The sequence below is a fragment of the Arthrobacter sp. B0427-1-12 genome (assembly GCF_059092905.1).
Map to the genome: position 1 here is coordinate 1 of NZ_JBNHIC010000006.1, position 19,481 is coordinate 19,481.

Consider the following 19,481-nt stretch of genomic DNA (forward strand, 5'->3'; position numbering starts at 1 on the left):
TAAAGGATTTGCGCCCCGCCTCAGCGGCGGCGACTCAGAAAACAATACACCCCACCCACCCCCCGCGCAAATCCACAACCAACACCCAGTGAACATCGCCCTTCCGGCGAGATAAGAAGGGCTCCGGCTGGAGCTCCTTTGACAGCTGTCCCTCGCAGTGGCCTGCCCTCACTCCCCCCAAATCTGGGGACTCCCGGGAGGATCGACACTGCAGTAGATTGCTGGGCAACACCATTCCCGTCCGCCCGCGGAAGCGCCGAAGCGCCGGGGCAGCCGCTGCTGCAGCAAGTCCAGGGGGAGCCCAAGTCCAGGGGGAACCAATGAGTCGTCAGGACCTGCCGAACAGGCCAAGCTTCGATAGCCGTTACGAGTCCATTTACCAGCGTGGCGGACCGGAACCTGCCCGCGTCCATGAGAGTACGCCGGCGGATCCGGCGGTCCCGGTCCACGCCGAACCGGCGGCTGATGAAGACATTGCCGGCGCGCGGCCTGACCGCCCCGGCATCAATCCGTACCTTGTCGGGCTCTGGCTGTTCGGGCTGCTGATAACCGGCCTTGGAGTCTGGGCGGCCGCCTATCCGTACACCGTCGCTCCCGCTGATCCATCGGTCATGGGCGACAATGCATTCGGTGCCCCGTGGTTCCTGGCGCTGACGTTCCTCTCACCCGGAATCCTGGCCGCCGGTTTGGGAATCCTGGGCGCCGTGCTTGCCATCCAGGCGCTCGGATGGCAGCGACGACGCGAACGGGCCATGCCTGCAGGCTGAATGCGGCCGGGACGTGGCTGCTTCACCGCACTTCAGCGTGGTCGAGGTCCCAGGCCCGGAGCCGGCGGAGCAGGCTGCGCTTCTTGTGCATATGGTCCTGCATCCGGCCCAAAATCCCAGACAGCATGGTGATGGCCTCATCGATGTACGGACCTTTGTTCAGCATGACGCACTCGGCCCTTTCCGCCATCGCGGCGTCTGTGACTTCGGCCCGGGACGGCAGCCCCGTCCGGGCCAGCGTGTCCAGGACCTGGGTGGCCCAGATGACCGGCACATGCGCCGCCTCACATAGCCACAGGATCTCCTCCTGCACCTCGGCGAGCCGCTCGAATCCGGCTTCCACGGCCAGGTCTCCGCGGGCGATCATGACGCCCACATTTTCCCAGCGCATCGCCTCCAGAAGGATCCGCGGAAGGGCTTCAAAGGCGGCAACAGTTTCGATCTTAAGCACAATGTCGAGCGCCCGGTCCTCCACTTCATCCAAGTGCCGCAGGAGATCCCTCACGTCGGCGGGGCTGCGGACAAAGGACATGCTGACGATATCCGCATGCTGCTTCACGTAATCCAGATGCGCCAGGTCCTCCGCCGCGAGCGCTGAAAGCGAAAGCTTGGTGTCGGGGACGTTGATGCCCTTTTCCGCACGCAGCTTGGTACCTGCAGGGCCGGCAGTCAGCACATTGAGGCTGAGCTCATCCCTGGACACGTCTGTAATGATGCCGCCGATCTTGCCATCGTCCAGCCACACACGCTCACCCGGCTTGGCATCGGCGAACACCTCGGGCAGCGAACAGCCGATCCGGTGCACCCCTCCGTCGGCCACCTCCGCCGGCGACATGTCCTTCGTGAGCACGATCCGTTCACCGCGCCGCACCCGCAGTGCCTGCCGGGCCAACGGCAGCGGACCGACGTGGGCGATGCGTCCGCCGCGGCCGGACCAGTCCTTGCCCACCGACAGTTCAAGTCCCGGGACCAGATAGGTAGTGCTGCGGACGGAAACCAGGCAACCGCCGTCGTGCACGGCATCGACACTGAAGGTGCGCACCGAACCGCGGGCATCCGCCAGCCTGATCCGGTCCCCCACGCGCCGCCGGCCGGCCCACTTCGGTTCACGCAACGGCACCACCGGCGCATCGGCGGCCTCGGCGGCCTCGGCCCCGTCCGGACGTTGCCCGAGCCAGAGCTGGGCGGGGGCGACCACGCGGCCCAGCTGATCCCGCACCGGCTTGATCCGCAGGACTTGCGGGCCGGGCGCAACCGGACCGGTCCGGAGTTTGGGTCCGGCCAGGTCCATGGACACCAGGCAGTGCGTTCCGGTTGCCTCCTCGGCCGCCCTGATATTGGCGATCATCGCGTCCCAGACCTCCGGACCGTCGTGGGCGCAGTTGATCCGGGCGATGTCCATTCCACGGGCCAGCATGTCCCGGACCAATGCCGGGTCCGTGGCGGCTTCGCTGGGCAGCGTCACCATGATGCGGGTCGCGCGGTGGTGCGGCCGCGGGCCCAGCAGGCTGGTGGCATTACGCAGCAGCAGTTCGCCGCCGTCGGGCACTTCCGCCGGCAGCGGCGGCTCATCGGCCTCTGCACCAGCCAGCCGCGTGAGCGTCCGAAGCAGCGCATCCAGGTTGGCCAGGACGCGGGATTCCGTTCGCCCGAGCGACGTCAGACCATGGCGTGCCAGGCGCGCCTGCAACTCCCGGACATCGTGGCGGCGCAGCTCCACATAATGGACGAGGTTTGTCGCGCTGTACCGATGCCGCGGCCGGACGGCCGCGATTTCGGCCCCCTGCCGGACCTCGGCCTCCACAATCGCCCGGCGCAGCATCCGAACATCCGCCAGCAGGCCCCGCAGTGCTTGCCTTTCGGTGGACTCCATCGCTGCATCCCCTCCATTACCTGTGGATCTCAAGTCAGGTTCCTGGACTGCATACTCCAACAATGCCACTTCCGTCCCGGCCCTGCTGGAACCTGTCCAGCAGGGCCGGGAGCGGCTACAGCTTCACGTCAATGATCACCGGACGGTGGTCGCTGGCCGGGAAGGGGAAGGTGCCGGTCAGTTCTGAACCGGGCTCGCCCTGCCGGGGCCAGTACACGAATGCATTCCGCACATTCAGGTTCTTCGACGGCAGCACGTAGTCGGCACGAAGGTTGCCCGGCGCGGGGTTGTCGTTGAAGTCGGCGGTGTCGAACCTGGGGTTGCTCAGGTGGCCGGCATTGCTGAAGCCCTGCAGCCCGGAGGCCTCAGCCGCACCCGCCGAGGACGGCAGCGGATCCTGGATCCGGTGGTGCTCCAGCAGTTGCTGGATGGATCCGGGAACGGAATCGCCGTCACGCGGGTCGCTGTTCTGGTCCCCCATAACTACAAACCGCTCGCCCGGCTTCAAACCGCCGGTGGTGCCGGCGTCGTCATAGATGTAGGACGCTGCCTTGCCGCCCGTGACATAGTCGGCCCACAGCCGGATTTCGTCATTGTTGCGCTTGCCGTTGCGGTCCTCCGCCCCGTCGAACGACGGCGGGGTGGGGTGGCTGGCCAGCACGTGGACCGTCTTGCCGTTGATGACCACGGGGACGTCCCAATGCGACTTGCTGGAGAGCCGCACGTGTTCCAGCTCCTCGGCGGAGAACCAGTCGTGCGGCGCCGCGGTGGCCGGGTCGTCCGGGAGCAGGGCGCCCGGCATGTCTTTCCAGAGGAAATTCTGGAAGGTGCGGACATTGGCGGTATCGATCGGATGCTTGGACAGCACCACCATGCCGTACTGACCCTCGAAGAGTCCGAAGCCGTAGGCGTCGTCCGGCCCGCCGATCCGGCCGTCATTGTTCAGGTCCAGCCCGCTGGGCGCGCCGGTGTTGGACGGCGCAGTATAGGCGTAGGGGTACTCGACGGGAGCCTGCCCGTTCTGGCCGACCTCCAGGTAGTTGTCCCGGAACAGATCGACGGCCTGGTTGCCGGCGTAGTAGTCAAACTCGTTGATCAGCACGACGTCGGGGTTGTTGATCTGGATCACTTCCGCAACGTTCCGGGCTTGCTGGTTATCGGGGGCCTGCAGGTCGTGCAGCAGCTCGCCGGCATTATTGCGGTTCAGGCTCGCATTGTAGGTGGCGATGCGGACGGTCCTGTCCGCGCTGCCGTGGTCGCCGCTGCTTCCGGTTGGTGCCGCTGCGGCAGGTACGACGGCGGCAGTCACCGCTGCGAGCGCGGCCAGCGCTGCTGCGGCGAGGGGGCGGATGGGTTGGCGCATGATGATCCTCCGGTCCTTGGGTCAGAATGCCCCGAGGCTAGGCATCCAACCTGAACCGCGCATGACGGTCCGCGAAACTCCGGGTGCGCCGGTCCTAGGAAACGAAGACCCGGCGGCCCGTCACAATGCTGGGGGTAACCCGGATGAAGAGGTTGCGCATGCCCGTCATCCACGGCTGCTCCATCGCCTGGCCCCAGAGTGTGGTCAGCAGTTCCTTGTCCTCCACATGCTCCGCCGGCCCGCTTGCCAGCACGGACCAGCCGGAGAGGAGTGCCGGATCCACCTCATCGATCTGGAAGGATGCCGCCGCGCCCACCAGGGCATTCCCGATGATGCCGTCCTCGGCGGTGCGGAAGAAGATTTCGCGTTCGCGCACCAGGTAGTGGACCGGAAGCACCAGGATCCGGGACTCGGCGACAAACGCTATGCGTCCGGTGTTCCTGGCCATCAGAAGGCTCCAGCACTGCTCTTCGCTCAGGTCTTCGCTGCCGCGCTCTGCGCCATGGAACCATTCGGAAGCAAGATCGCTTGTCATAACCGTCCCTCGTCTGTCCCGGTACCTCCCGGCGGCGCCAGCCGCCCTGACGCGGTCCAGTGTTCCAGAGTCCGGGCGGCTCCACTAGTGCACGCCGGAATAAACCCCGGGCCCCCGCCCGTTGACCCAGTAGAAGTTGATGCGTCAACAAAGTGGGAGGAATTGTGCTGGAGGTCGTCATCATCGGGGCCGGACAGGCAGGACTGTCCGCTGCATATCATCTGCAGCGCCGCGACCTGGTGCCCGAGCGGGACTTCGTGGTCCTCGATGCCAACGAAGGTCCGGGCGGAGCATGGCGGCACCGCTGGCCTTCGCTGACCTTCGACTCCGCACACGGCATCCACGACCTGCCCGGCCTGCCGCTCGGGATGCCCGATCCGGCCGAGCCGGCGTCCGCCGTCGTCAGCCGCTACTACGGGGAGTACGAGCGGAAGTTCAACCTGCCCGTCCACCGGCCCGAGGCCGTCCGCGAGGTGACCGGCACGGATACCAGCGGCCCGCTTACCGTCCGCACCGACCGCGGAACGCGGGAAACCCGCCTGCTCATCAACGGCACCGGAACATGGGACAAGCCGTACTGGCCGTACTATCCGGGCCGCGAGCTCTTCCGCGGGCGCCAGCTGCACACGCACGACTTCCGGTCCGCCGAAGAGTTCCGCGGCCAGCATGTCGTGGTCGTCGGCGGCGGGACTTCCGCCGCCCAGTTCCTCCTCCAGCTGGCTGCCGCCGGCGCCACCACGACCTGGGCCACGCGCCGTCCGCCGGTCTTCACCAGCCGCGAATTCAATCCGGACTGGGGCCGGGACGTGGAACGGCGCGTGAACGAGCACACCCGGGCGGGACTGCCGCCGCGCAGCGTGGTCTCGGTGACCGGACTGCCGCTCACGGCCCAGTACCAGGCCGGGATCGACGCCGGCATCCTGGTTTCCGCGGGCATGTTCACTTCGATTGAGGCAGGCGGCGTGCGTTTTCCGGACGGAACCCTGGTGGCAGCCAACGCGATCCTGTGGGCTACCGGCTTCCGCGCCTCGCTGGATCACCTGGCTCCGCTGCGCCTGCGTGAACCGGGCGGCGGAATCGTCATGGACGGCACGCGGGTGGTCAAGGATCCGCGCGTGCTCCTAGTCGGTTACGGTGCCTCGGCCTCGACTGTCGGCGCAACCCGTGCGGGCCGGACGGCCGCTATGGGAGCCCTGAAACTGCTTCGGCAGGCGCCGGCCGGCACGGAGCCGGAACCCCTGCTCAGCGCCGCGGGATAGCCCTGATGCCGGCCGCGGCCTCCGCCGCCTCCAGCAGCCGCTCGAATTCGGCAACGGAGGCTGCGTAGCTGGCGGCATCCGCATCCGGCTGCATGCTGTCCCGCAGCCGCCCTGCCCTGCCCATCGCCCGGACCATGGCAGCCGTGGCAGGATGCCGGACATCCGTCATGCAGGGGTGGTCAATCTGGCAGTCGGCATCCAGTTCATAGCGCAGCCAGCGCGCCAGCAGGACGTCATGGCGCTCCCTCACTGATTCCCACTGCGCGGCCGCCTGGCTGCTGCAGCGGCGGCGCTCCTGCCGACTGCGCCACAGCCACGCCGCAGCTGCGGCGGGAAGTGAGGCAGCGGCGGCAAAGACGCCCAGGACGGCGGCGCTGCCCGGCGCCGCCGCGGCGGCTGCCAGCACCACAACGACGGCGGCCAGCACACCCGCGAAGATGTACCAGAAGACGGCATCAAGTCGATCGACGGCCTGCTCCCGGAGGCCCGAACCGACGGCCAACGCCGTGGCAACCCAGATGCCCACAAGGAGCGCAGCGGCCAGCAGCACCAGCAGCATTCCGTCGGTGTCCGGCAACATGGTTCTTCCTCCCGGCCCGTGTCCCGGCGGTGGTCCGTCCGATTCTGCGACGCATGAAACCACCGTGTATTCAATTGCAGTACGGTGCCGTGCCCGCGTCAAGGAACAAGCGCGCGGCAGAGATAGCAACAACCGTTAAACCGGAAGAACCCCTGCCGGAATAACGCCTGGTCAGAGGTTCTTTTCGGTGGGCCCTGTGGGGATCGAACCCACGACCCACGGATTAAAAGTCCGATGCTCTACCAACTGAGCTAAGGGCCCCGGTCACTTGGCGCATGGGCTGCAGCCAAATCGACCTTAATAGCTTATCGCACCTCGTCTACCTGACTCGACAGGACCGCCGGTCCGCCGCCGCACGGCCCGCCGGCCGCCGTCCGGCGGGTCCGGCGATACTCGACCCGCAGGGCGGCCGAGGAGTATCGTCATCACATGAGCGAGAACACCGGAAACACAGCTCCACGGCATCACCGGCCGAAGCCGTTCGCTCCGCTGGATTTCGAACCCTTCGCTGGCGGCGCCGATCCTGCCCGGGTTTCTGAAGCTGCCCATCTCGCAGCGCAGGCGCTGGTCCATCACGGACGGGCCAGCGAGGACCCGGAAGTCACCAAGCGCCTGGTCAAGCTTGCGGACAAGCAAGGACTTGATGCCATCGCGGAAATGTGGGCCGAGAGTCCGGCCCGTTCCCTGCCGGGAGCCCTGTGGCGGCTGTACGCGCTCCGCGCCGCAACCCAGCAGAACCCGGAGCGTTTCGCCGCATACTTCGCCTCCGGCAAGGACCAGGCGCAGGTGCCCAACGCCGTAGCCGGAGTCGCGGAACCGCCCGGTGCGGATGAGGTCAGGTCGATGGCTGATCGGATCCTGTCCGGTGCATTCGACGGGGAATTCGACGTCGCGCTGGAACGTTTCGCCGCCTACTGCCGGGTGATCGCCCAGGGACAGACCAACCATGCGGATGCCGCCGAAGCATCAAATGAAAACCACGCGAGCAAGCTGACGCGCAGCTCCCACCTGCTGGTCAAGACCGCCGAGGACCTTGAGGCCGCTGCCGCGGCGTGGCGGCGCGGCGAGCTCGACTAGACGAGCTCGAGACTAGACGGATAACCGGACCCCTCATCGCGTCCGCGCGGCCTGGCTGGCCGCGCAAATAGGCTCTGCGCAGATCCCGCCGCCGGCACATCGAAGGGGATTTTCCGCGAAAAGTCAACGAGTTGACACATGCCCCCGGTAGTAGAAGACTAAAAGTGGTGTCGAACTGGAAGCCCCGGGCTCCAACTTGTAGCCGCTTCGAGCGGCCTTCCGCCGAGAGGCGCTACCAGTTCGGCACCATTACTGTGTCCAGCGTCGCACGCTCCCTCGCTGTTCACCTCAGTCGGATATTCTGGCGCTGAACAGCCGCCCCTCCGAACTCCTGGTGACAATGTGAAGCTACGCCTTTTTCCGCAGGAAAATGCCACCCTGGATCTGCTCTCGCAAATGGCCCAGGAACTGCGCCATGGTGTCTCCGTCCTCTCGGAGCTGCTGGGGGCACCGGTGGAGGAGTTCGAACGACTGGCCGATGATCTGCACCAGCGCGGATCCAAGGCCACCGATCTGCAGTTCGCGCTCATGACCCGGATGCGGACGAGCTTCATCAATCCCCTTCCCCGCGAGGATCTGTACGATCTGGCGTGCCTGCTCAACGACGCCATGGAAGCGCTGGACAGCGTAGCCGATCTGATCTCGCTGCATGAGCTGGACCGTCTGTCCGGACGGGCAGCCGAGCAGCTCGAAGTCATCGGGCGCCAGGCGGAACTGACGACCGGAGCCATGCTGCGGCTGAATTCCTTTGACGAGCTGGAAGAGTACTGGCTCGAGATGCTGCGGCTGTCCAGGCAGGCCGAACGCACGCACCGGATCTGGAACCGCGAGCTGCTTCGGGACCACAAGCCGATGGTGTACATCAAGCACCGGGATGTGGCGGAGCAACTGGTGGGTGTCACCAAGTGCCTGCGCCGTGTTTCGACCTTTGTGGGCAACATTTTGGTCAAGGAATCCTAGATGACGGTTTTCCTGCTGGTGGCGGTCATCGTGCTTGCAGGTGTATTCACCTTCATCAATGGTTTCCACGATGTCTCCAATTCGGTTGCCGTCGCCGTCCGCACCCGCGCTCTGACGCCCACTGTCGCCGTCGTCCTGGCCGCCTTCTTCAACCTGATCGGTGCCCTGCTGGGCACCGGACTCGCGCTGGTGCTCCTGGATGCCTGGACGTCGGTGCCGCCGGGCCGGGATGGTTTGGTCATCCTGATTTCCAGCCTTGCGGGCGCGAGCATGTGGGGACTCTTCTCCTGGTGGCGCCGGATGCCGTCGTCGTCCACGCATGCCATCCTGGCCGGAGTGATCGGAGCTGGTTCGGCTTCCGGACTCATCGGCGGGCAGGAAGTCCCCGGCATCACCCAGGTGCTCTGGCTGCAGATCCTGCTGCCACTGCTGGTTTCACCCGTGGTCGCCTTCATCCTGGGCTTCCTGCTGGTATATCCGGCAGTCTGGATTTCTCGCTATGCGGCGCCCGGTTCCGTCCACACCGGCAGCCGACGGGCACAGTCCGTGCTTGCGGGCTGCTTCTCGCTGGGGCACGGGATCCAGGACGGCCAGCGGTCGATGGCGATCGTGGCCGCCGCGCTGCTCTTCGCCGGTGTCTCAGATGCAGAGGCAATTCCACTGTGGGTCCAACTGTATGCGGGCGTCCTGATCGCCGTGGGGTCCCTGTTCGGGGGGTGGCGGATCAGTCATACATTGTCCGATCGGCTCGTGGCCGTCGACCCGATGCGCGGCGTGATTTCCCAGGGGTTATCCTCGGTCATGCTTTTCTTCGGGGCCCTGACCCTGCAGATGCCCCTGTCCAGCACCCACACCCTGGCCTCGTCCGTCATCGGAGCCGGATCCAATCAGCGGTTCGGTGCGGTCCGCTGGCCGATTGTGGGGAAGATGCTGATGATCTGGGTCCTGACCCTGGTGGTCTCGGGCCTGTTGAGCGCCATTTTCTTCCTGGCGCTCAGTCCCCTCCTGCAGACATAGGGTTCTGCCGTAAACGTAACCTGCTTCGGTTCCCCACCGACCACCAATGCAGGTTAAATGGGCAACTGGGGTTGGTCCCCCCACGGGACCAACCCCAGTTGCGTCTAATGCCGCCGCGGTCCGCAAGGACGAACCGGCGCGGCAGCGGCAGGCAGCCGCCGCCTATCCGAAGCGGCCGGAAACGTAGTCCTCGGTGGACTTCTCGGTCGGGTTGTTGAAGATGGTGGTCGTTTCCGCGTACTCGATCAGCTTGCCGGGCTTGCCGGTGCCGGCGATGTTGAAGAACGCGGTCTTGTCCGACACCCGGGCAGCCTGCTGCATGTTGTGGGTGACGATCACGACCGTATATTCGCTCTTGAGTTCGTTGATCAGGTCCTCGATGGCCAGCGTCGAGATCGGGTCCAGAGCGGAGCAGGGCTCGTCCATGAGGATCACGTCGGGGCGCACGGCGATGGCACGGGCAATGCAGAGACGCTGCTGCTGGCCGCCGGACAGCCCGGAGCCCGGCTTGTCCAGGCGGTCCTTGACCTCGTTCCAGAGGTTGGCGCCGCGCAGGGACTTTTCCACCAGGGCGTCCGCATCCGACTTGCTGATGCGCCTGTTGTTCAGCTTGACGCCGGCCAGGACGTTGTCGCGGATGGACATGGTGGGGAACGGGTTGGGCCGCTGGAAGACCATGCCAACCTGGCTGCGCACGGTAACGGGATCCACACCCGGGCCGTACAGGTTGTCCCCATCCATGAGGACCTCGCCTTCGACGCGGGCACCGGGCAGGACTTCGTGCATGCGGTTGAGGGTGCGCAGGAAGGTGGACTTGCCGCAGCCTGACGGTCCGATGAAGGCGGTGACCGAGCGTGCGTCAATGTTGATGTTGACGCCTTCCACGGCGAGGAAGTTCCCGTAGTAGACGTTCAGATCCTTAACGTCGATTCGCTTAGACATAATGTTCCTTGTCTTTGAGGGTGGAAGGCTTAGCGGCCGGTCTTCGGCGCGAACATGCGGGCGACGAGCCGGGCAATCAGGTTGAGCAGCATCACGAAGATGATCAGCAGCAGCGCTGCCGCCCACGCCCGCTGGACGCTGGGATCGGGGCTGGTCGGCGAGGTGGGGCTCACCAGCTGCCGGTAGATGAACGTGGGCAGCGTCGTCATCCAGCCGCCGAAGACATTGAAGTTGATGCTGTTCAGGAAGCCTGCCGTCACCAGCAGCGGTGCGGTCTCGCCGATGACGCGGGCAATGGCCAGCGTGACGCCGGACGCGATGCCGGAGATGGCCGTCGGGATGACCACCTTGACGATTGTCCGCCACTTGCGCACGCCAAGCGCGTAGGAGGCCTCGCGGAGTTCGTTGGGGACGATCTTCAGCATTTCCTCGGTGGACCGCACCACCACGGGGATCATCAGGACGGACAGCGCCACAGCGGCAACGAAGCCGGTCCTGGTGCCGGGGCCGAAAATCAGTCCGAAGAACGCCGCCGCAAACAGGCCCGCCACGATGGAAGGGATGCCTGTCATGACATCGACGAAGAACGTGATGCCCCGGGACAGCGGCCCTCCCTTGCTGTATTCCACGAGGTAGATGGCGGTGAGCAGGCCGATCGGGACGGAGATGAGGGTCGCCCAGAAGGTGATCAGAATGCTGCCCACGATGGCGTGGTAGGCGCCGCCGAGTACATCGGTACCTTCCTGGACCGTCCGGTTGTCGACGGTGCCTGTCATCCCGTTCATGGAGGTGGACAGGAAGTCCAGGCTCAGTCCGGGAATTCCCTTTTCGAGGACTGTCCAGATGACCCAGACCAGAGGTACGACCGCAATGATGAAGGACCCGTAGATCAGGTTCGTGGCCAGGCGGTCCCGGCCCTTGCGGCCGCCTTCGACCGCCCAGGTGGCGATGGTGCTGGCGACCACGAAGATCAGCGCCGAGAAGCATGCCCAGCCGACGACGCTGAACCCGATCAGGGCGGACCATGCGGCACCGAGGACCAGCGATCCGGCGACGACGGCCCAGACGGTCCAGCCGGGCAGCTGGTTCTTGGTGAGCGCGGACTGCCGGCGTGTGGGAGTGGTGGCGTGCGACATTAGTTTGCTCCCGAAAATTCTTTGTGGCGGCTAATGATCCAGCGGGCAATCATGTTGACGGCCAGCGTGATCACGAACAGGACCAGGCCGGCAGCGATGAGCTCCGCCAGCCGAAGGCCGAAGGCTTCGGGGAAGTTCAGCGCGATCTCCGCGGCAATGGTCTGGTTGCCCGATTGGACCAGGCTTGCGATCAGCGGTCCGCCGGAGAGCACCATGGCAACCGCCATGGTTTCACCCAGCGCGCGTCCAAGGCCAAGCATGACGGCGCTGACAACACCGGGACGGGCGAACGGGAACACCGCCATGCGGATCATTTCCCAGCGGGTGGCGCCCATGGCCAGGGCTGCCTCTTCATGGAGCTTGGGGGTCTGCAGGAAGATTTCGCGGCTCAGCGAGGTAATGATCGGCAGGATCATCACCGACAGGACGATGCCGGCGGTGAGCATGGTCTTGCCGGTCTGGCTCACGGGACCTCCGAAGATCGGGATCCAGCCGGCATTTTCCGACAGCCAGGTGTAGGGGGCTACCAGCGCCGGAGCCAGGACTGTGAAGCCCCAGGCGCCATAGACCACGGACGGAATCGCGGCCAGGAGGTCGATCACGTAGCCGAGCCCGGAAGCAAGCCTGCGCGGCGCGTAATGCGAGATGAACAGTGCCACACCGATGCCGATCGGCGTGGCGATCAGGAGCGCGATGATTGCGGCGATGATGGTGCCGATAACGATCGGCCAGATGTAGGCAAAGAACCCTTCGCCGCCGCTAATGTCCGCGGGGTCGGCAGAAAACGTGGGCAGTGCTTGCCAGATAAGGAAGACTGCGACGCAGAAGAGGACGAAGAGGATGAGGCATCCGGCAAACAGGGTAACCCCGGAGAAGACCTTGTCCCCCGTCTGGCCCCTGGTGCTGGTGCCTTTCATTGTTGTGGACACTGCACGACCCTTCAGGCATGTCGGTGAAGCGAATCTCCATGGCCAGTGTTCATGGCTGTGGAGGGAAATACAAGAACCCTGTACACAGGGCAAAGCCCCGTCCGGCAGAACCTCGCGCCGGACGGGGCATGCAGCTTTTGCTAGGAAGCAACCGTGATGGAGTCAATTGCGGTCACGGCCTGCTCACGCAGGGTGTCGGACAGCGGAGCGCTGCCGGTGGCGTCTTCGGAAGCCGCCTGGCCTTCTTCGCTGACGACGTAGTTGCCGAATGCCTTGACCAGGTCAACAGTCTCCTGGTCCTGGTAGGCGGAGCAGTAGATGTGGTAGGAGATCAGCACGATCGGGTAGGCACCGGACTCAGTGGTGGTGCGGTCCAGGTCCAGCGCCATGTCGTTCTCGCCGCGGCCTTCGACCGGAGTGGCGGCCTCAACGGCGGTGGCAGCAGCTTCCGGAGTCAGGGCAACGTATTCCTCGCCGACCTTGACGGAGATCTGACCCAGGTCGCCCACGGCCGAGTGATCGGCGTAGGTGATCGCACCGTCGGTGCTGCTGGCGGTGGACACGACGCCGCTGGTGCCCTGGGCGTTCTCGGCCTGGATGGCGGCCGGCCAGTCACCGGACGGCTCGTCGGTCCAGACCTCGGGAGCTGCGGCGGCCAGGTACTCAGTGAAGTTCTCGGTGGTGCCGGACTCATCGCCGCGGTGGACCACGGTGATCGGCGTAGCCGGCAGTTCGACGCCCTCGTTCTGCGAGGCGATTGCCGGATCGTTCCAGGTGGAGATCTGGCCGCGGAAGATCTGCGCGATCGTGGCCGCGTCAAGGTTCAGGGTGTCGACACCCTCAAGGTTGAAGGCCACGGCGATCGGGGAGATGTAGGCCGGAATATTGAAGGCTCCGTCGGGTCCGCAGACCTCCGTGGCCTGCTGGGCTTCTTCTTCATCCAGGTAGGCGTCGGAACCAGCGAACTGGACACCGCCGGCCAGGAACGCGTCGCGGCCCGCACCGGAGCCATCCGGGGAGTACTGCACGGTGGCTTCGGGGTTGCTGGACTGGAATCCTGCGATCCAGGACTGCATGGCTGCGTCCTGCGAGGAAGCGCCAGCGCCGGTGAGGGTGCCCGTAACGCCGTTGCCGCCTTCAGTGCCGCCTTCAGTTGCGGTGCCGGTCGGGTTGTCGGTGCCGCAGGCGGTCAGAGCCAGAGCGGCGACGGAGAGAACAGCCGCGGCGCGGCCGAAGCGAAGAGCCTTCACTTGATATTGCCCCTTCCAGGGAGAACCGGGTGGGAGTGCCTCGATTGCACTCGGTGAGTAATAACGCACTCGGGTACGCGTTCCGAACCTATGCGCACCAGGTAAAGACGCTGAACGATTAAAGTAAACAGAAAGTTAACGGAAGGTGGACTTGCCTCCTTCTGGACGCGTCAAGCAACCGTTTGTGAGTGATCCCATATTCAAATCTGCTATGAGGCTTCGGCTTAGACTGATCCCATGGCCCCGCGGAACCGCTTCACTGACCTGTTGAGCTTTCTGCGCAAACGGTCCCGCGTCGGCCTGAAGCGCAGCCGAAATTCGATCGTTCCGGCACTCCAGATCACGGCCGGTGGCGTTGGCGCCTACGCGTTCGCCCAGTATGTGCTGGGACACGACGGACCGATCTTTGCCGCCACGTCTGCGCTGATCGCGCTTGGCTTCTCCCGTGAGGCGAGGGTCCGCCGCGTCCTGGAGGTGGCGGCGGGTTGCACCCTCGGCATCGCCGTAGGCGATTCGCTGCTGCATCTGCTCGGCACCGGAATCTGGCAGGCCGCCATCGTTCTTTTCCTGTCTGTGCTGCTGGCACGGTTCCTGGATACCGGGAATGTCTTTACCACCCAACTGGGCCTGCAGTCGCTGCTGGTGGTCATGCTGCCCGCGCCGGAAGGTGGGCCTTTCACCCGCTCACTCGACGCCGTCGTGGGCGGGCTGGTGGCGCTGCTGCTGACCATGCTGGTCCCGCGCGATCCGCGGCGGGAACCGAAGACGGATGTGCGCGTGCTGCTGGGCGAACTTTCGCAGGTGCTGCGTGAAACCGCAGCTGCCATCGCCCGAAGTGACTCCACCCTGGCGTGGCACGCCCTGGTCCGGGCCCGCAGCTGCCAGCCCAAAGTGGACAAAGTGAACACTTCCCTGAAGTCAGCCAAGGAGGTGGCCACGCTGTCGCCGGCCTACCGGCGCCATCGGGAGGAACTCGAGGACCTCGGCGGTGCCCTGCAATTCATTGACTTGGCCATTAGGAACAGCCGCGTGATCTCCCGGCGCCTTACCTCCGTCATCAACCATGCGGTGCTCGCCGACGAGGCGGTCGAATCCATCAGCGGGGTGCTGGAGGAAACGGCGGAGGCCGTAGACGTGCTGGCGGTCGCGCTGTCCAGCGGTGACAGCGTGGTGCGGGACCGGAACCTGCGGCGCGCCCGCAATGATCTCGCCTCGATCATTACCCGGATGCACCCGCGCACCCTCGCTGCCAGCGGCATGGAGGCGGAGGGATTCGTCCTGCTGTTCCGCCCTTTCATGGTGGATCTACTGCAGGCGACCGGACTGAGCCACGAGGAGGCCGCCGGCTACCTGCCGCGGCTGTAGTATTCCCGGTTCCGAATACTGTCACCGCCGTCGGGTAGCCTCGGTTGACATGAGCACCAGGACGTCACGCACCCCAGCATCACGCACCAGCAAAGCACCCGGTTACCGCTGCGGGGAATGCGGCTGGAGCACGGTCAAGTGGGTGGGCCGCTGCGGCGAGTGCCAGGCCTGGGGGACGGTTGAGGAAATCGGCCAGGTAGTAGCGCGTACAACGGCGGCCACCACCGTGATCACGCCGGCGCAGCGGATTGCCGATGTGGATGCCTCCGCGGCCACCTACCAGCCGACCGGCGTAAGTGAACTGGACCGGGTGCTGGGCGGCGGCCTGGTTCCGGGCGCGGTCATCCTGCTTGCCGGGGAACCGGGGGTGGGCAAGTCGACCCTGCTGCTGGACGTCGCCGCCCGCGTTGCAGGGAATGGCCGCGATGTCCTCTACGTCACCGGGGAGGAGTCCGCGGCCCAGGTGAAACTTCGCGCCGAACGCATCGGCGCTGTCGCCCCGTCGCTGTACATTACGGCTGAAAGCGACCTCGGCCAGGCGCTGGGACAGGTTGAGCAGGTCAACCCCGGCCTGCTGATCGTGGACTCGGTCCAGACGCTCAGCAGCTCGGCGGTCGACGGCGCTGCCGGCGGCGTCACGCAGGTGCGGGAAGTGACGGCCTCCGTGATCGCCGCGGCCAAGGCCCGGAACATGACCACCCTGCTGGTCGGCCATGTAACCAAGGACGGTTCCATCGCCGGACCGCGCCTGCTCGAACACCTGGTCGACGTCGTCTGCCAGTTCGAGGGCGAGCGCCACTCCCGGCTCCGCCTGGTCCGGGCGGTCAAGAACCGCTACGGTCCCACCGACGAAGTCGGTTGCTTCGACCTGACCGAGAGCGGGATCGAAGGCCTGGCGGACCCGAGCGGCCTGTTCGTCTCCCGCACCAAGGAGCCGGTAGCCGGAACCTGCATCACCGTCACTTTGGAAGGCCGGCGCCCGCTGCTTGCCGAGGTGCAGGCGCTGGTGGCCGAATCCGCCGGCGGCCAGGTGCGGCGCGCGACCAGCGGCCTGGATTCCTCCCGCGTCTCAATGCTGCTGGCCGTGCTGCAGATGCGGGCGGCCATGAACCTGGCCAAGGATGACAGCTACGTCTCCACGGTGGGCGGGATGAAGCTCAGCGAACCGGCAACGGACCTGGCCACAGCCCTTGCCATCGCGTCCGCCAAGAACCGGAAGCCGCTGTGGACCCGCATGATCGCCTTCGGCGAGGTCGGCCTGGCCGGAGAGGTGCGTCCGGTTCCGGGAATCAACCGGCGTATCCAGGAGGCCGAACGCCTCGGCTTCACGCACGCCGTCGTACCGGAAACCGCCAACGGGCCGGGACGGATTCCGCACGGGTTCAGGGTCCAGGAAGTGTCCCACCTGAGTGAAGCGATCCAGATCCTTTTCCAGGGCGATTAGTATTAGGCAGTCGGCATTCGGCCCAGCGCGCTGCGCCTGCTGCCGCCCAGACCGCAGGCGCTCCCGCAGGCCGGAAGGACAGATTACATGGCACGCAGCCCGGAAGATGTATTGAAGGCTACCCTCGCCAGGGTCGCCCCCGGTACCCAGCTGCGTGACGGTCTGGAAAGAATCCTGCGCGGCCGCACGGGTGCCCTGATCGTGCTGGGATTCGACCGCACTATCGACTCCCTGTGCTCCGGCGGCTTCGAAATCGGCATCGAATTCTCTCCGACGCGCCTGCGCGAGCTGGCGAAGATGGACGGGGCGATCATCTGCGACAAGGACGCCTCCAATATCCTGCGTGCGGGCGTCCAGTTGGTACCGGATCCCTCCATCGAGACCCAGGAGACCGGCACCCGGCACCGTACCGCGGAGCGGGTCGCCATCCAGACGGGTGTTCCGGTCATTTCCGTCAGCCAGTCCATGCAGATCATTGCGCTGTATGTCAACGGGCTGCGCCATGTGCTGGAAGGATCGGAGCCGGTCCTGGCACGCGCCAACCAGGCGCTGCAAACCCTGGAACGCTACCGGGCCCGGCTGGACCAAGTGACCAGCTCCCTGTCCGCGCTCGAAATCGAGGCCATGGTCACCGTGCGCGACGTCGCCGCGACGCTGCAGCGTGAGGAAATGGTGCGCCGCATCTCGGAGGAAATCAGCCAGTACGTGCTGGAGCTCGGTGTCGACGGGCGTCTGCTGTCCCTGCAGTTGGAGGAGCTGACGGCCGGTCTGGGACCCGGCAGCGAGATGATCCTGCGGGACTATTCCGATCCGTCGGGCAGCATCGAGGGCAAGCTCAAGACGCTGATGGAATTCAGTTCGCTGGACCTGATTGACCTTAACCGCATTGCCCAGGTGGTCGGCTTTGCCTCCGGCGCCGACTCGCTGGAAGCGGTGGTCCATCCGCGCGGCTACCGGCTGCTCTCCGGCATCAAGTCCGTACCCCGCGCAGTGGGCGACCGCCTGGTGGAGCACTTCGGCGGACTGCAGAATCTGATGGCGGCAAACATCAACGACCTGATGGCGGTGGAGGGGATCGGCGACCAGCGTGCCCGCACGGTCCGGGAAGGATTGTCCCGGATCGCCGAGACGAGCCTGCTCGACCGGTTTATGTAGCCGTCCGGCCGGTGCCGCGAGGCGCCGGTTCCGCGAGGCGCCGGTTCCGGGAGGCGTCAGGACAGTTCGAACTCGGCTGGTCCGCCGGAAATCTGCCCGAGTTTCGCCTGGAACTGATACGTTCCGGCACCGGCTGTCGATTCCACCGGCTGGCAGCCCGGAACCGTCCGGTTCCGTTCCCAGATGAAGTTCGCCTGCTCGGTGGTGCCCGGCTCAATGGTCCGCATTAGGTCCTGCGGTTCAACCTGGCAGTCCTTCGAGGAAAACACACGCTCTGCGTCGCTGGTAATGATGAATTCCATCTGCGTGGTACCGACATTGAGCTGGCAGGGCTCGGTTCCTACATTGGTTACGATCATGGTCAGTACCGGATTCCGGCCAGCTGGGTAGGCGTGCGCGTTCGTTTCCGCCGAGACCCTGACTTTGGAAGGGTCGCACACCTTGTCGTCGGAAGCAGACGAAGTCGAGGAAGCCGACGGTCCCGGGGAAGCGGATCCGTGCGGTTCATCCGCCGGCTGGGTTTCGGAGGGCTGAGGTTCCGCGGAGCCTTCCTCAGTCTGGGGCTGACCGGAGGCACCCAGGTTGCCCAGGAGGTTTGCGACCGCGATACCGCCCGCAATCAGTCCCGCCAGGATGAGCAGGGCCAGGATCGCGGCGACCAGCCGCCGTCGGCGGTACACAGCGGGGCTGGGGCGCCTGCGCGGCACCCCGGGGCGTCCGCCCCGCCCATGCGTTCCATTCCCGGCCATGCACTCAAGGCTACTAGCTACTGCTCCCGGGGTGGGCTCCACACCACGCCGAGCCGCCGCGGATTCACAGCGTTTTCACCGGTACAGTATTGGGATCGGGAGAGGAGGCCCATGGGAACGACGGCGCCGACTTCCGCTGTGCGCATGGCCCACGCCGGGGAACTGCACGGACGGATCATCGAGTGGTTCGGCATCAGCGGGCGGGATCTGCCTTGGCGTGACGCGGACCGGACTTCCTGGGGAGTCATGGTCAGCGAGTTCATGCTCCAGCAAACGCCCGTGGTGCGGGTGCTCCCCGTCTGGCGGCAATGGATGGAGCGCTGGCCCACCCCGGCGGCACTCGCGGCCGAGCCGGCCGGCGAAGCCGTCCGCTTGTGGGACCGGCTGGGATATCCGCGCCGGGCCCTGCGGCTGCACGCCGCAGCCAACGCCATTGTGGACCGCCACAGCGGACAGGTCCCGTCGACTTACGAAGAACTGCTGGCCCTGCCGGGAATCGGCACCTACACCGCCGCCGCCATCGCAGCTTTCGCCTTCGGCCGGCGGGAGACGGTGGTGGACACGAACATCCGGCGGGTCCACGCGCGGCTGATCGAAGGCCGTGCCCTCCCGTCGCGCTCCCTGACCGCTGCGGAGATGCGCCTCGCCGAACGCCTGATGCCGGACGACGACGGCACCTCCGTTGCATGGAACGCCTCGGTTATGGAGCTGGGCGCCATCGTCTGCACGGCCCGCTCCCCCAAGTGCGGCGACTGTCCCGTGCTCGACCGGTGCGCCTGGATTGCTGCTGGCCGGCCAGAGCCTGACTATGTGCCCAAGGGCCAGGCTTGGCACGGCACGGACCGCCAGGTGCGCGGAGCCATGATGGCCGTGCTGCGGGCGGCTGGGGAGCCGGTCCACCGGGAAGTGCTGCTGACCGGTCCGGCGGACCTCGGCTTTGCCCCCGACCCCGTGCTGCTCAAACTGCACGGGCTGAACGCGCCGCAGGAACAGTTGGAACGCGCCCTCGAAGGGCTGTTACAGGACGGTCTCGCCGAGGCCGTGGGCGCCGGGATCCGTTTACCGAATTGAGGCTAGTCG

At 65.9% G+C, this 19,481-nt stretch carries 18 protein-coding genes and 1 tRNA gene; 9 read left to right on the forward strand and 10 right to left on the reverse strand.

From position 1 onward, the window contains the following. The first annotated feature begins 320 nt into the window (after positions 1 to 320). A complete protein-coding gene (locus AC5RWU_RS06100) occupies positions 321 to 767 on the forward strand; it encodes a hypothetical protein (protein WP_494031336.1) in 447 nt (148 codons plus the stop codon). Positions 768 to 789: 22 nt separating this feature from the next. Here the strand turns inward: AC5RWU_RS06100 and AC5RWU_RS06105 are convergent, their stop codons facing one another. From AC5RWU_RS06105 to AC5RWU_RS06115, 3 genes are all read right to left on the reverse strand, one after another. Continuing rightward, positions 790 to 2,640 carry a pyruvate kinase gene (locus tag AC5RWU_RS06105; protein WP_494031337.1) on the reverse strand — a complete coding sequence of 617 codons (1,851 nt, stop codon included), beginning with the start codon at positions 2,638 to 2,640 and terminating at the stop codon, positions 790 to 792. A 115-nt stretch (positions 2,641 to 2,755) separates the two neighbouring features. Next, positions 2,756 to 4,003 carry an endonuclease/exonuclease/phosphatase family protein gene (locus tag AC5RWU_RS06110; RefSeq protein ID WP_494031338.1) on the reverse strand — a complete coding sequence of 416 codons (1,248 nt, stop codon included), beginning with the start codon at positions 4,001 to 4,003 and terminating at the stop codon, positions 2,756 to 2,758. A gap of 94 nt (positions 4,004 to 4,097) precedes the next feature. Further along, positions 4,098 to 4,538, reverse strand: coding sequence for a pyridoxamine 5'-phosphate oxidase family protein (locus AC5RWU_RS06115; protein WP_494031339.1), 441 nt, complete (start codon positions 4,536 to 4,538; stop codon positions 4,098 to 4,100). Positions 4,539 to 4,702: 164 nt separating this feature from the next. On the opposite strand from AC5RWU_RS06115, the gene AC5RWU_RS06120 reads away from it, so the two are divergent. Further along, positions 4,703 to 5,797, forward strand: a complete 1,095-nt coding sequence (locus AC5RWU_RS06120; RefSeq protein ID WP_494031340.1) for an FAD-dependent oxidoreductase — start codon at positions 4,703 to 4,705, stop codon at positions 5,795 to 5,797. On the opposite strand, the gene AC5RWU_RS06125 is transcribed toward AC5RWU_RS06120, so the two are convergent. Together AC5RWU_RS06125 and AC5RWU_RS06130 are read right to left on the reverse strand one after the other, a co-directional pair. Continuing rightward, positions 5,781 to 6,377: a hypothetical protein gene (locus tag AC5RWU_RS06125; protein ID WP_494031341.1), complete on the reverse strand. Its 597-nt coding sequence runs from the start codon at positions 6,375 to 6,377 to the stop codon at positions 5,781 to 5,783. The genes AC5RWU_RS06120 and AC5RWU_RS06125 overlap by 17 nt on opposite strands. A gap of 188 nt (positions 6,378 to 6,565) precedes the next feature. Next, positions 6,566 to 6,638: transfer RNA gene (locus AC5RWU_RS06130), tRNA-Lys, on the reverse strand. A gap of 168 nt (positions 6,639 to 6,806) precedes the next feature. On the opposite strand from AC5RWU_RS06130, the gene AC5RWU_RS06135 reads away from it, so the two are divergent. The 3 genes from AC5RWU_RS06135 (at position 6,807) to AC5RWU_RS06145 (ending at position 9,431) form a co-directional block, all read left to right on the forward strand. Beyond that, positions 6,807 to 7,454, forward strand: a complete 648-nt coding sequence (locus AC5RWU_RS06135) for a hypothetical protein (protein ID WP_494031342.1) — start codon at positions 6,807 to 6,809, stop codon at positions 7,452 to 7,454. A 342-nt stretch (positions 7,455 to 7,796) separates the two neighbouring features. After that, on the forward strand, positions 7,797 to 8,414 hold the full coding sequence (locus AC5RWU_RS06140) for a DUF47 domain-containing protein (RefSeq protein WP_494031343.1): 618 nt from the start codon (positions 7,797 to 7,799) through the stop codon (positions 8,412 to 8,414). After that, a complete protein-coding gene (locus AC5RWU_RS06145) occupies positions 8,415 to 9,431 on the forward strand; it encodes an inorganic phosphate transporter (protein WP_494031344.1) in 1,017 nt (338 codons plus the stop codon). A gap of 162 nt (positions 9,432 to 9,593) precedes the next feature. Here AC5RWU_RS06145 and pstB read toward each other — a convergent pair whose 3' ends face one another. The 4 genes from pstB to pstS all read right to left on the reverse strand — a co-directional run bounded on the left by pstB (position 9,594) and on the right by pstS (position 13,688). Beyond that, positions 9,594 to 10,373 (reverse strand): phosphate ABC transporter ATP-binding protein PstB, encoded by a 780-nt coding sequence (pstB, locus tag AC5RWU_RS06150; protein ID WP_494031345.1) that lies wholly within the window; start codon positions 10,371 to 10,373, stop codon positions 9,594 to 9,596. Positions 10,374 to 10,402: 29 nt separating this feature from the next. Then, positions 10,403 to 11,509: a phosphate ABC transporter permease PstA gene (gene pstA, locus AC5RWU_RS06155; protein WP_494031346.1), complete on the reverse strand. Its 1,107-nt coding sequence runs from the start codon at positions 11,507 to 11,509 to the stop codon at positions 10,403 to 10,405. Then, positions 11,509 to 12,426: a phosphate ABC transporter permease subunit PstC gene (gene pstC, locus AC5RWU_RS06160; protein WP_494031410.1), complete on the reverse strand. Its 918-nt coding sequence runs from the start codon at positions 12,424 to 12,426 to the stop codon at positions 11,509 to 11,511. Before pstC ends, pstA begins: the two co-directional genes overlap by 1 nt. Before the next feature lie 152 nt (positions 12,427 to 12,578). Continuing rightward, positions 12,579 to 13,688 (reverse strand): phosphate ABC transporter substrate-binding protein PstS, encoded by a 1,110-nt coding sequence (pstS, locus tag AC5RWU_RS06165; protein ID WP_494031347.1) that lies wholly within the window; start codon positions 13,686 to 13,688, stop codon positions 12,579 to 12,581. A 237-nt stretch (positions 13,689 to 13,925) separates the two neighbouring features. On the opposite strand from pstS, the gene AC5RWU_RS06170 reads away from it, so the two are divergent. The 3 genes from AC5RWU_RS06170 to disA all read left to right on the forward strand — a co-directional run bounded on the left by AC5RWU_RS06170 (position 13,926) and on the right by disA (position 17,652). Next, positions 13,926 to 15,053, forward strand: coding sequence for an FUSC family protein (locus AC5RWU_RS06170; RefSeq protein ID WP_494031348.1), 1,128 nt, complete (start codon positions 13,926 to 13,928; stop codon positions 15,051 to 15,053). Positions 15,054 to 15,102: 49 nt separating this feature from the next. Continuing rightward, positions 15,103 to 16,497, forward strand: a complete 1,395-nt coding sequence (radA, locus tag AC5RWU_RS06175) for a DNA repair protein RadA (RefSeq protein ID WP_494031349.1) — start codon at positions 15,103 to 15,105, stop codon at positions 16,495 to 16,497. Positions 16,498 to 16,584: 87 nt separating this feature from the next. After that, positions 16,585 to 17,652 carry a DNA integrity scanning diadenylate cyclase DisA gene (gene disA, locus AC5RWU_RS06180; RefSeq protein ID WP_494031350.1) on the forward strand — a complete coding sequence of 356 codons (1,068 nt, stop codon included), beginning with the start codon at positions 16,585 to 16,587 and terminating at the stop codon, positions 17,650 to 17,652. A gap of 56 nt (positions 17,653 to 17,708) precedes the next feature. On the opposite strand, the gene AC5RWU_RS06185 is transcribed toward disA, so the two are convergent. After that, entirely contained in the window at positions 17,709 to 18,401 is a 693-nt protein-coding gene (locus tag AC5RWU_RS06185; protein WP_494031351.1) for a hypothetical protein, read from the reverse strand. Positions 18,402 to 18,512: 111 nt separating this feature from the next. Here AC5RWU_RS06185 and AC5RWU_RS06190 point away from each other — a divergent pair, with 111 nt between their 5' ends. Further along, positions 18,513 to 19,472: an HhH-GPD family protein gene (locus AC5RWU_RS06190; RefSeq protein ID WP_494031352.1), complete on the forward strand. Its 960-nt coding sequence runs from the start codon at positions 18,513 to 18,515 to the stop codon at positions 19,470 to 19,472. The last annotated feature ends 9 nt before the right edge of the window (positions 19,473 to 19,481 follow it).

What these genes read in the sequence shown, in the direction of transcription:
- AC5RWU_RS06100 (WP_494031336.1), top strand. Translation starts at nt 321, where the DNA reads ATGAGTCGTCAGGACCTGCCGAACAGGCCAAGCTTCGATAGCCGTTAC.
- AC5RWU_RS06105 (WP_494031337.1), bottom strand. Translation starts at nt 2,640, where the DNA reads ATGGAGTCCACCGAAAGGCAAGCACTGCGGGGCCTGCTGGCGGATGTT.
- AC5RWU_RS06110 (WP_494031338.1), bottom strand. Translation starts at nt 4,003, where the DNA reads ATGCGCCAACCCATCCGCCCCCTCGCCGCAGCAGCGCTGGCCGCGCTC.
- AC5RWU_RS06115 (WP_494031339.1), bottom strand. Translation starts at nt 4,538, where the DNA reads ATGACAAGCGATCTTGCTTCCGAATGGTTCCATGGCGCAGAGCGCGGC.
- AC5RWU_RS06125 (WP_494031341.1), bottom strand. Translation starts at nt 6,377, where the DNA reads ATGTTGCCGGACACCGACGGAATGCTGCTGGTGCTGCTGGCCGCTGCG.
- AC5RWU_RS06135 (WP_494031342.1), top strand. Translation starts at nt 6,807, where the DNA reads ATGAGCGAGAACACCGGAAACACAGCTCCACGGCATCACCGGCCGAAG.
- AC5RWU_RS06145 (WP_494031344.1), top strand. Translation starts at nt 8,415, where the DNA reads ATGACGGTTTTCCTGCTGGTGGCGGTCATCGTGCTTGCAGGTGTATTC.
- pstB (WP_494031345.1), bottom strand. Translation starts at nt 10,373, where the DNA reads ATGTCTAAGCGAATCGACGTTAAGGATCTGAACGTCTACTACGGGAAC.
- pstA (WP_494031346.1), bottom strand. Translation starts at nt 11,509, where the DNA reads ATGTCGCACGCCACCACTCCCACACGCCGGCAGTCCGCGCTCACCAAG.
- pstC (WP_494031410.1), bottom strand. Translation starts at nt 12,426, where the DNA reads ATGAAAGGCACCAGCACCAGGGGCCAGACGGGGGACAAGGTCTTCTCC.
- AC5RWU_RS06170 (WP_494031348.1), top strand. Translation starts at nt 13,926, where the DNA reads ATGGCCCCGCGGAACCGCTTCACTGACCTGTTGAGCTTTCTGCGCAAA.
- radA (WP_494031349.1), top strand. Translation starts at nt 15,103, where the DNA reads ATGAGCACCAGGACGTCACGCACCCCAGCATCACGCACCAGCAAAGCA.
- disA (WP_494031350.1), top strand. Translation starts at nt 16,585, where the DNA reads ATGGCACGCAGCCCGGAAGATGTATTGAAGGCTACCCTCGCCAGGGTC.
- AC5RWU_RS06185 (WP_494031351.1), bottom strand. Translation starts at nt 18,401, where the DNA reads ATGGCCGGGAATGGAACGCATGGGCGGGGCGGACGCCCCGGGGTGCCG.
- AC5RWU_RS06190 (WP_494031352.1), top strand. Translation starts at nt 18,513, where the DNA reads ATGGGAACGACGGCGCCGACTTCCGCTGTGCGCATGGCCCACGCCGGG.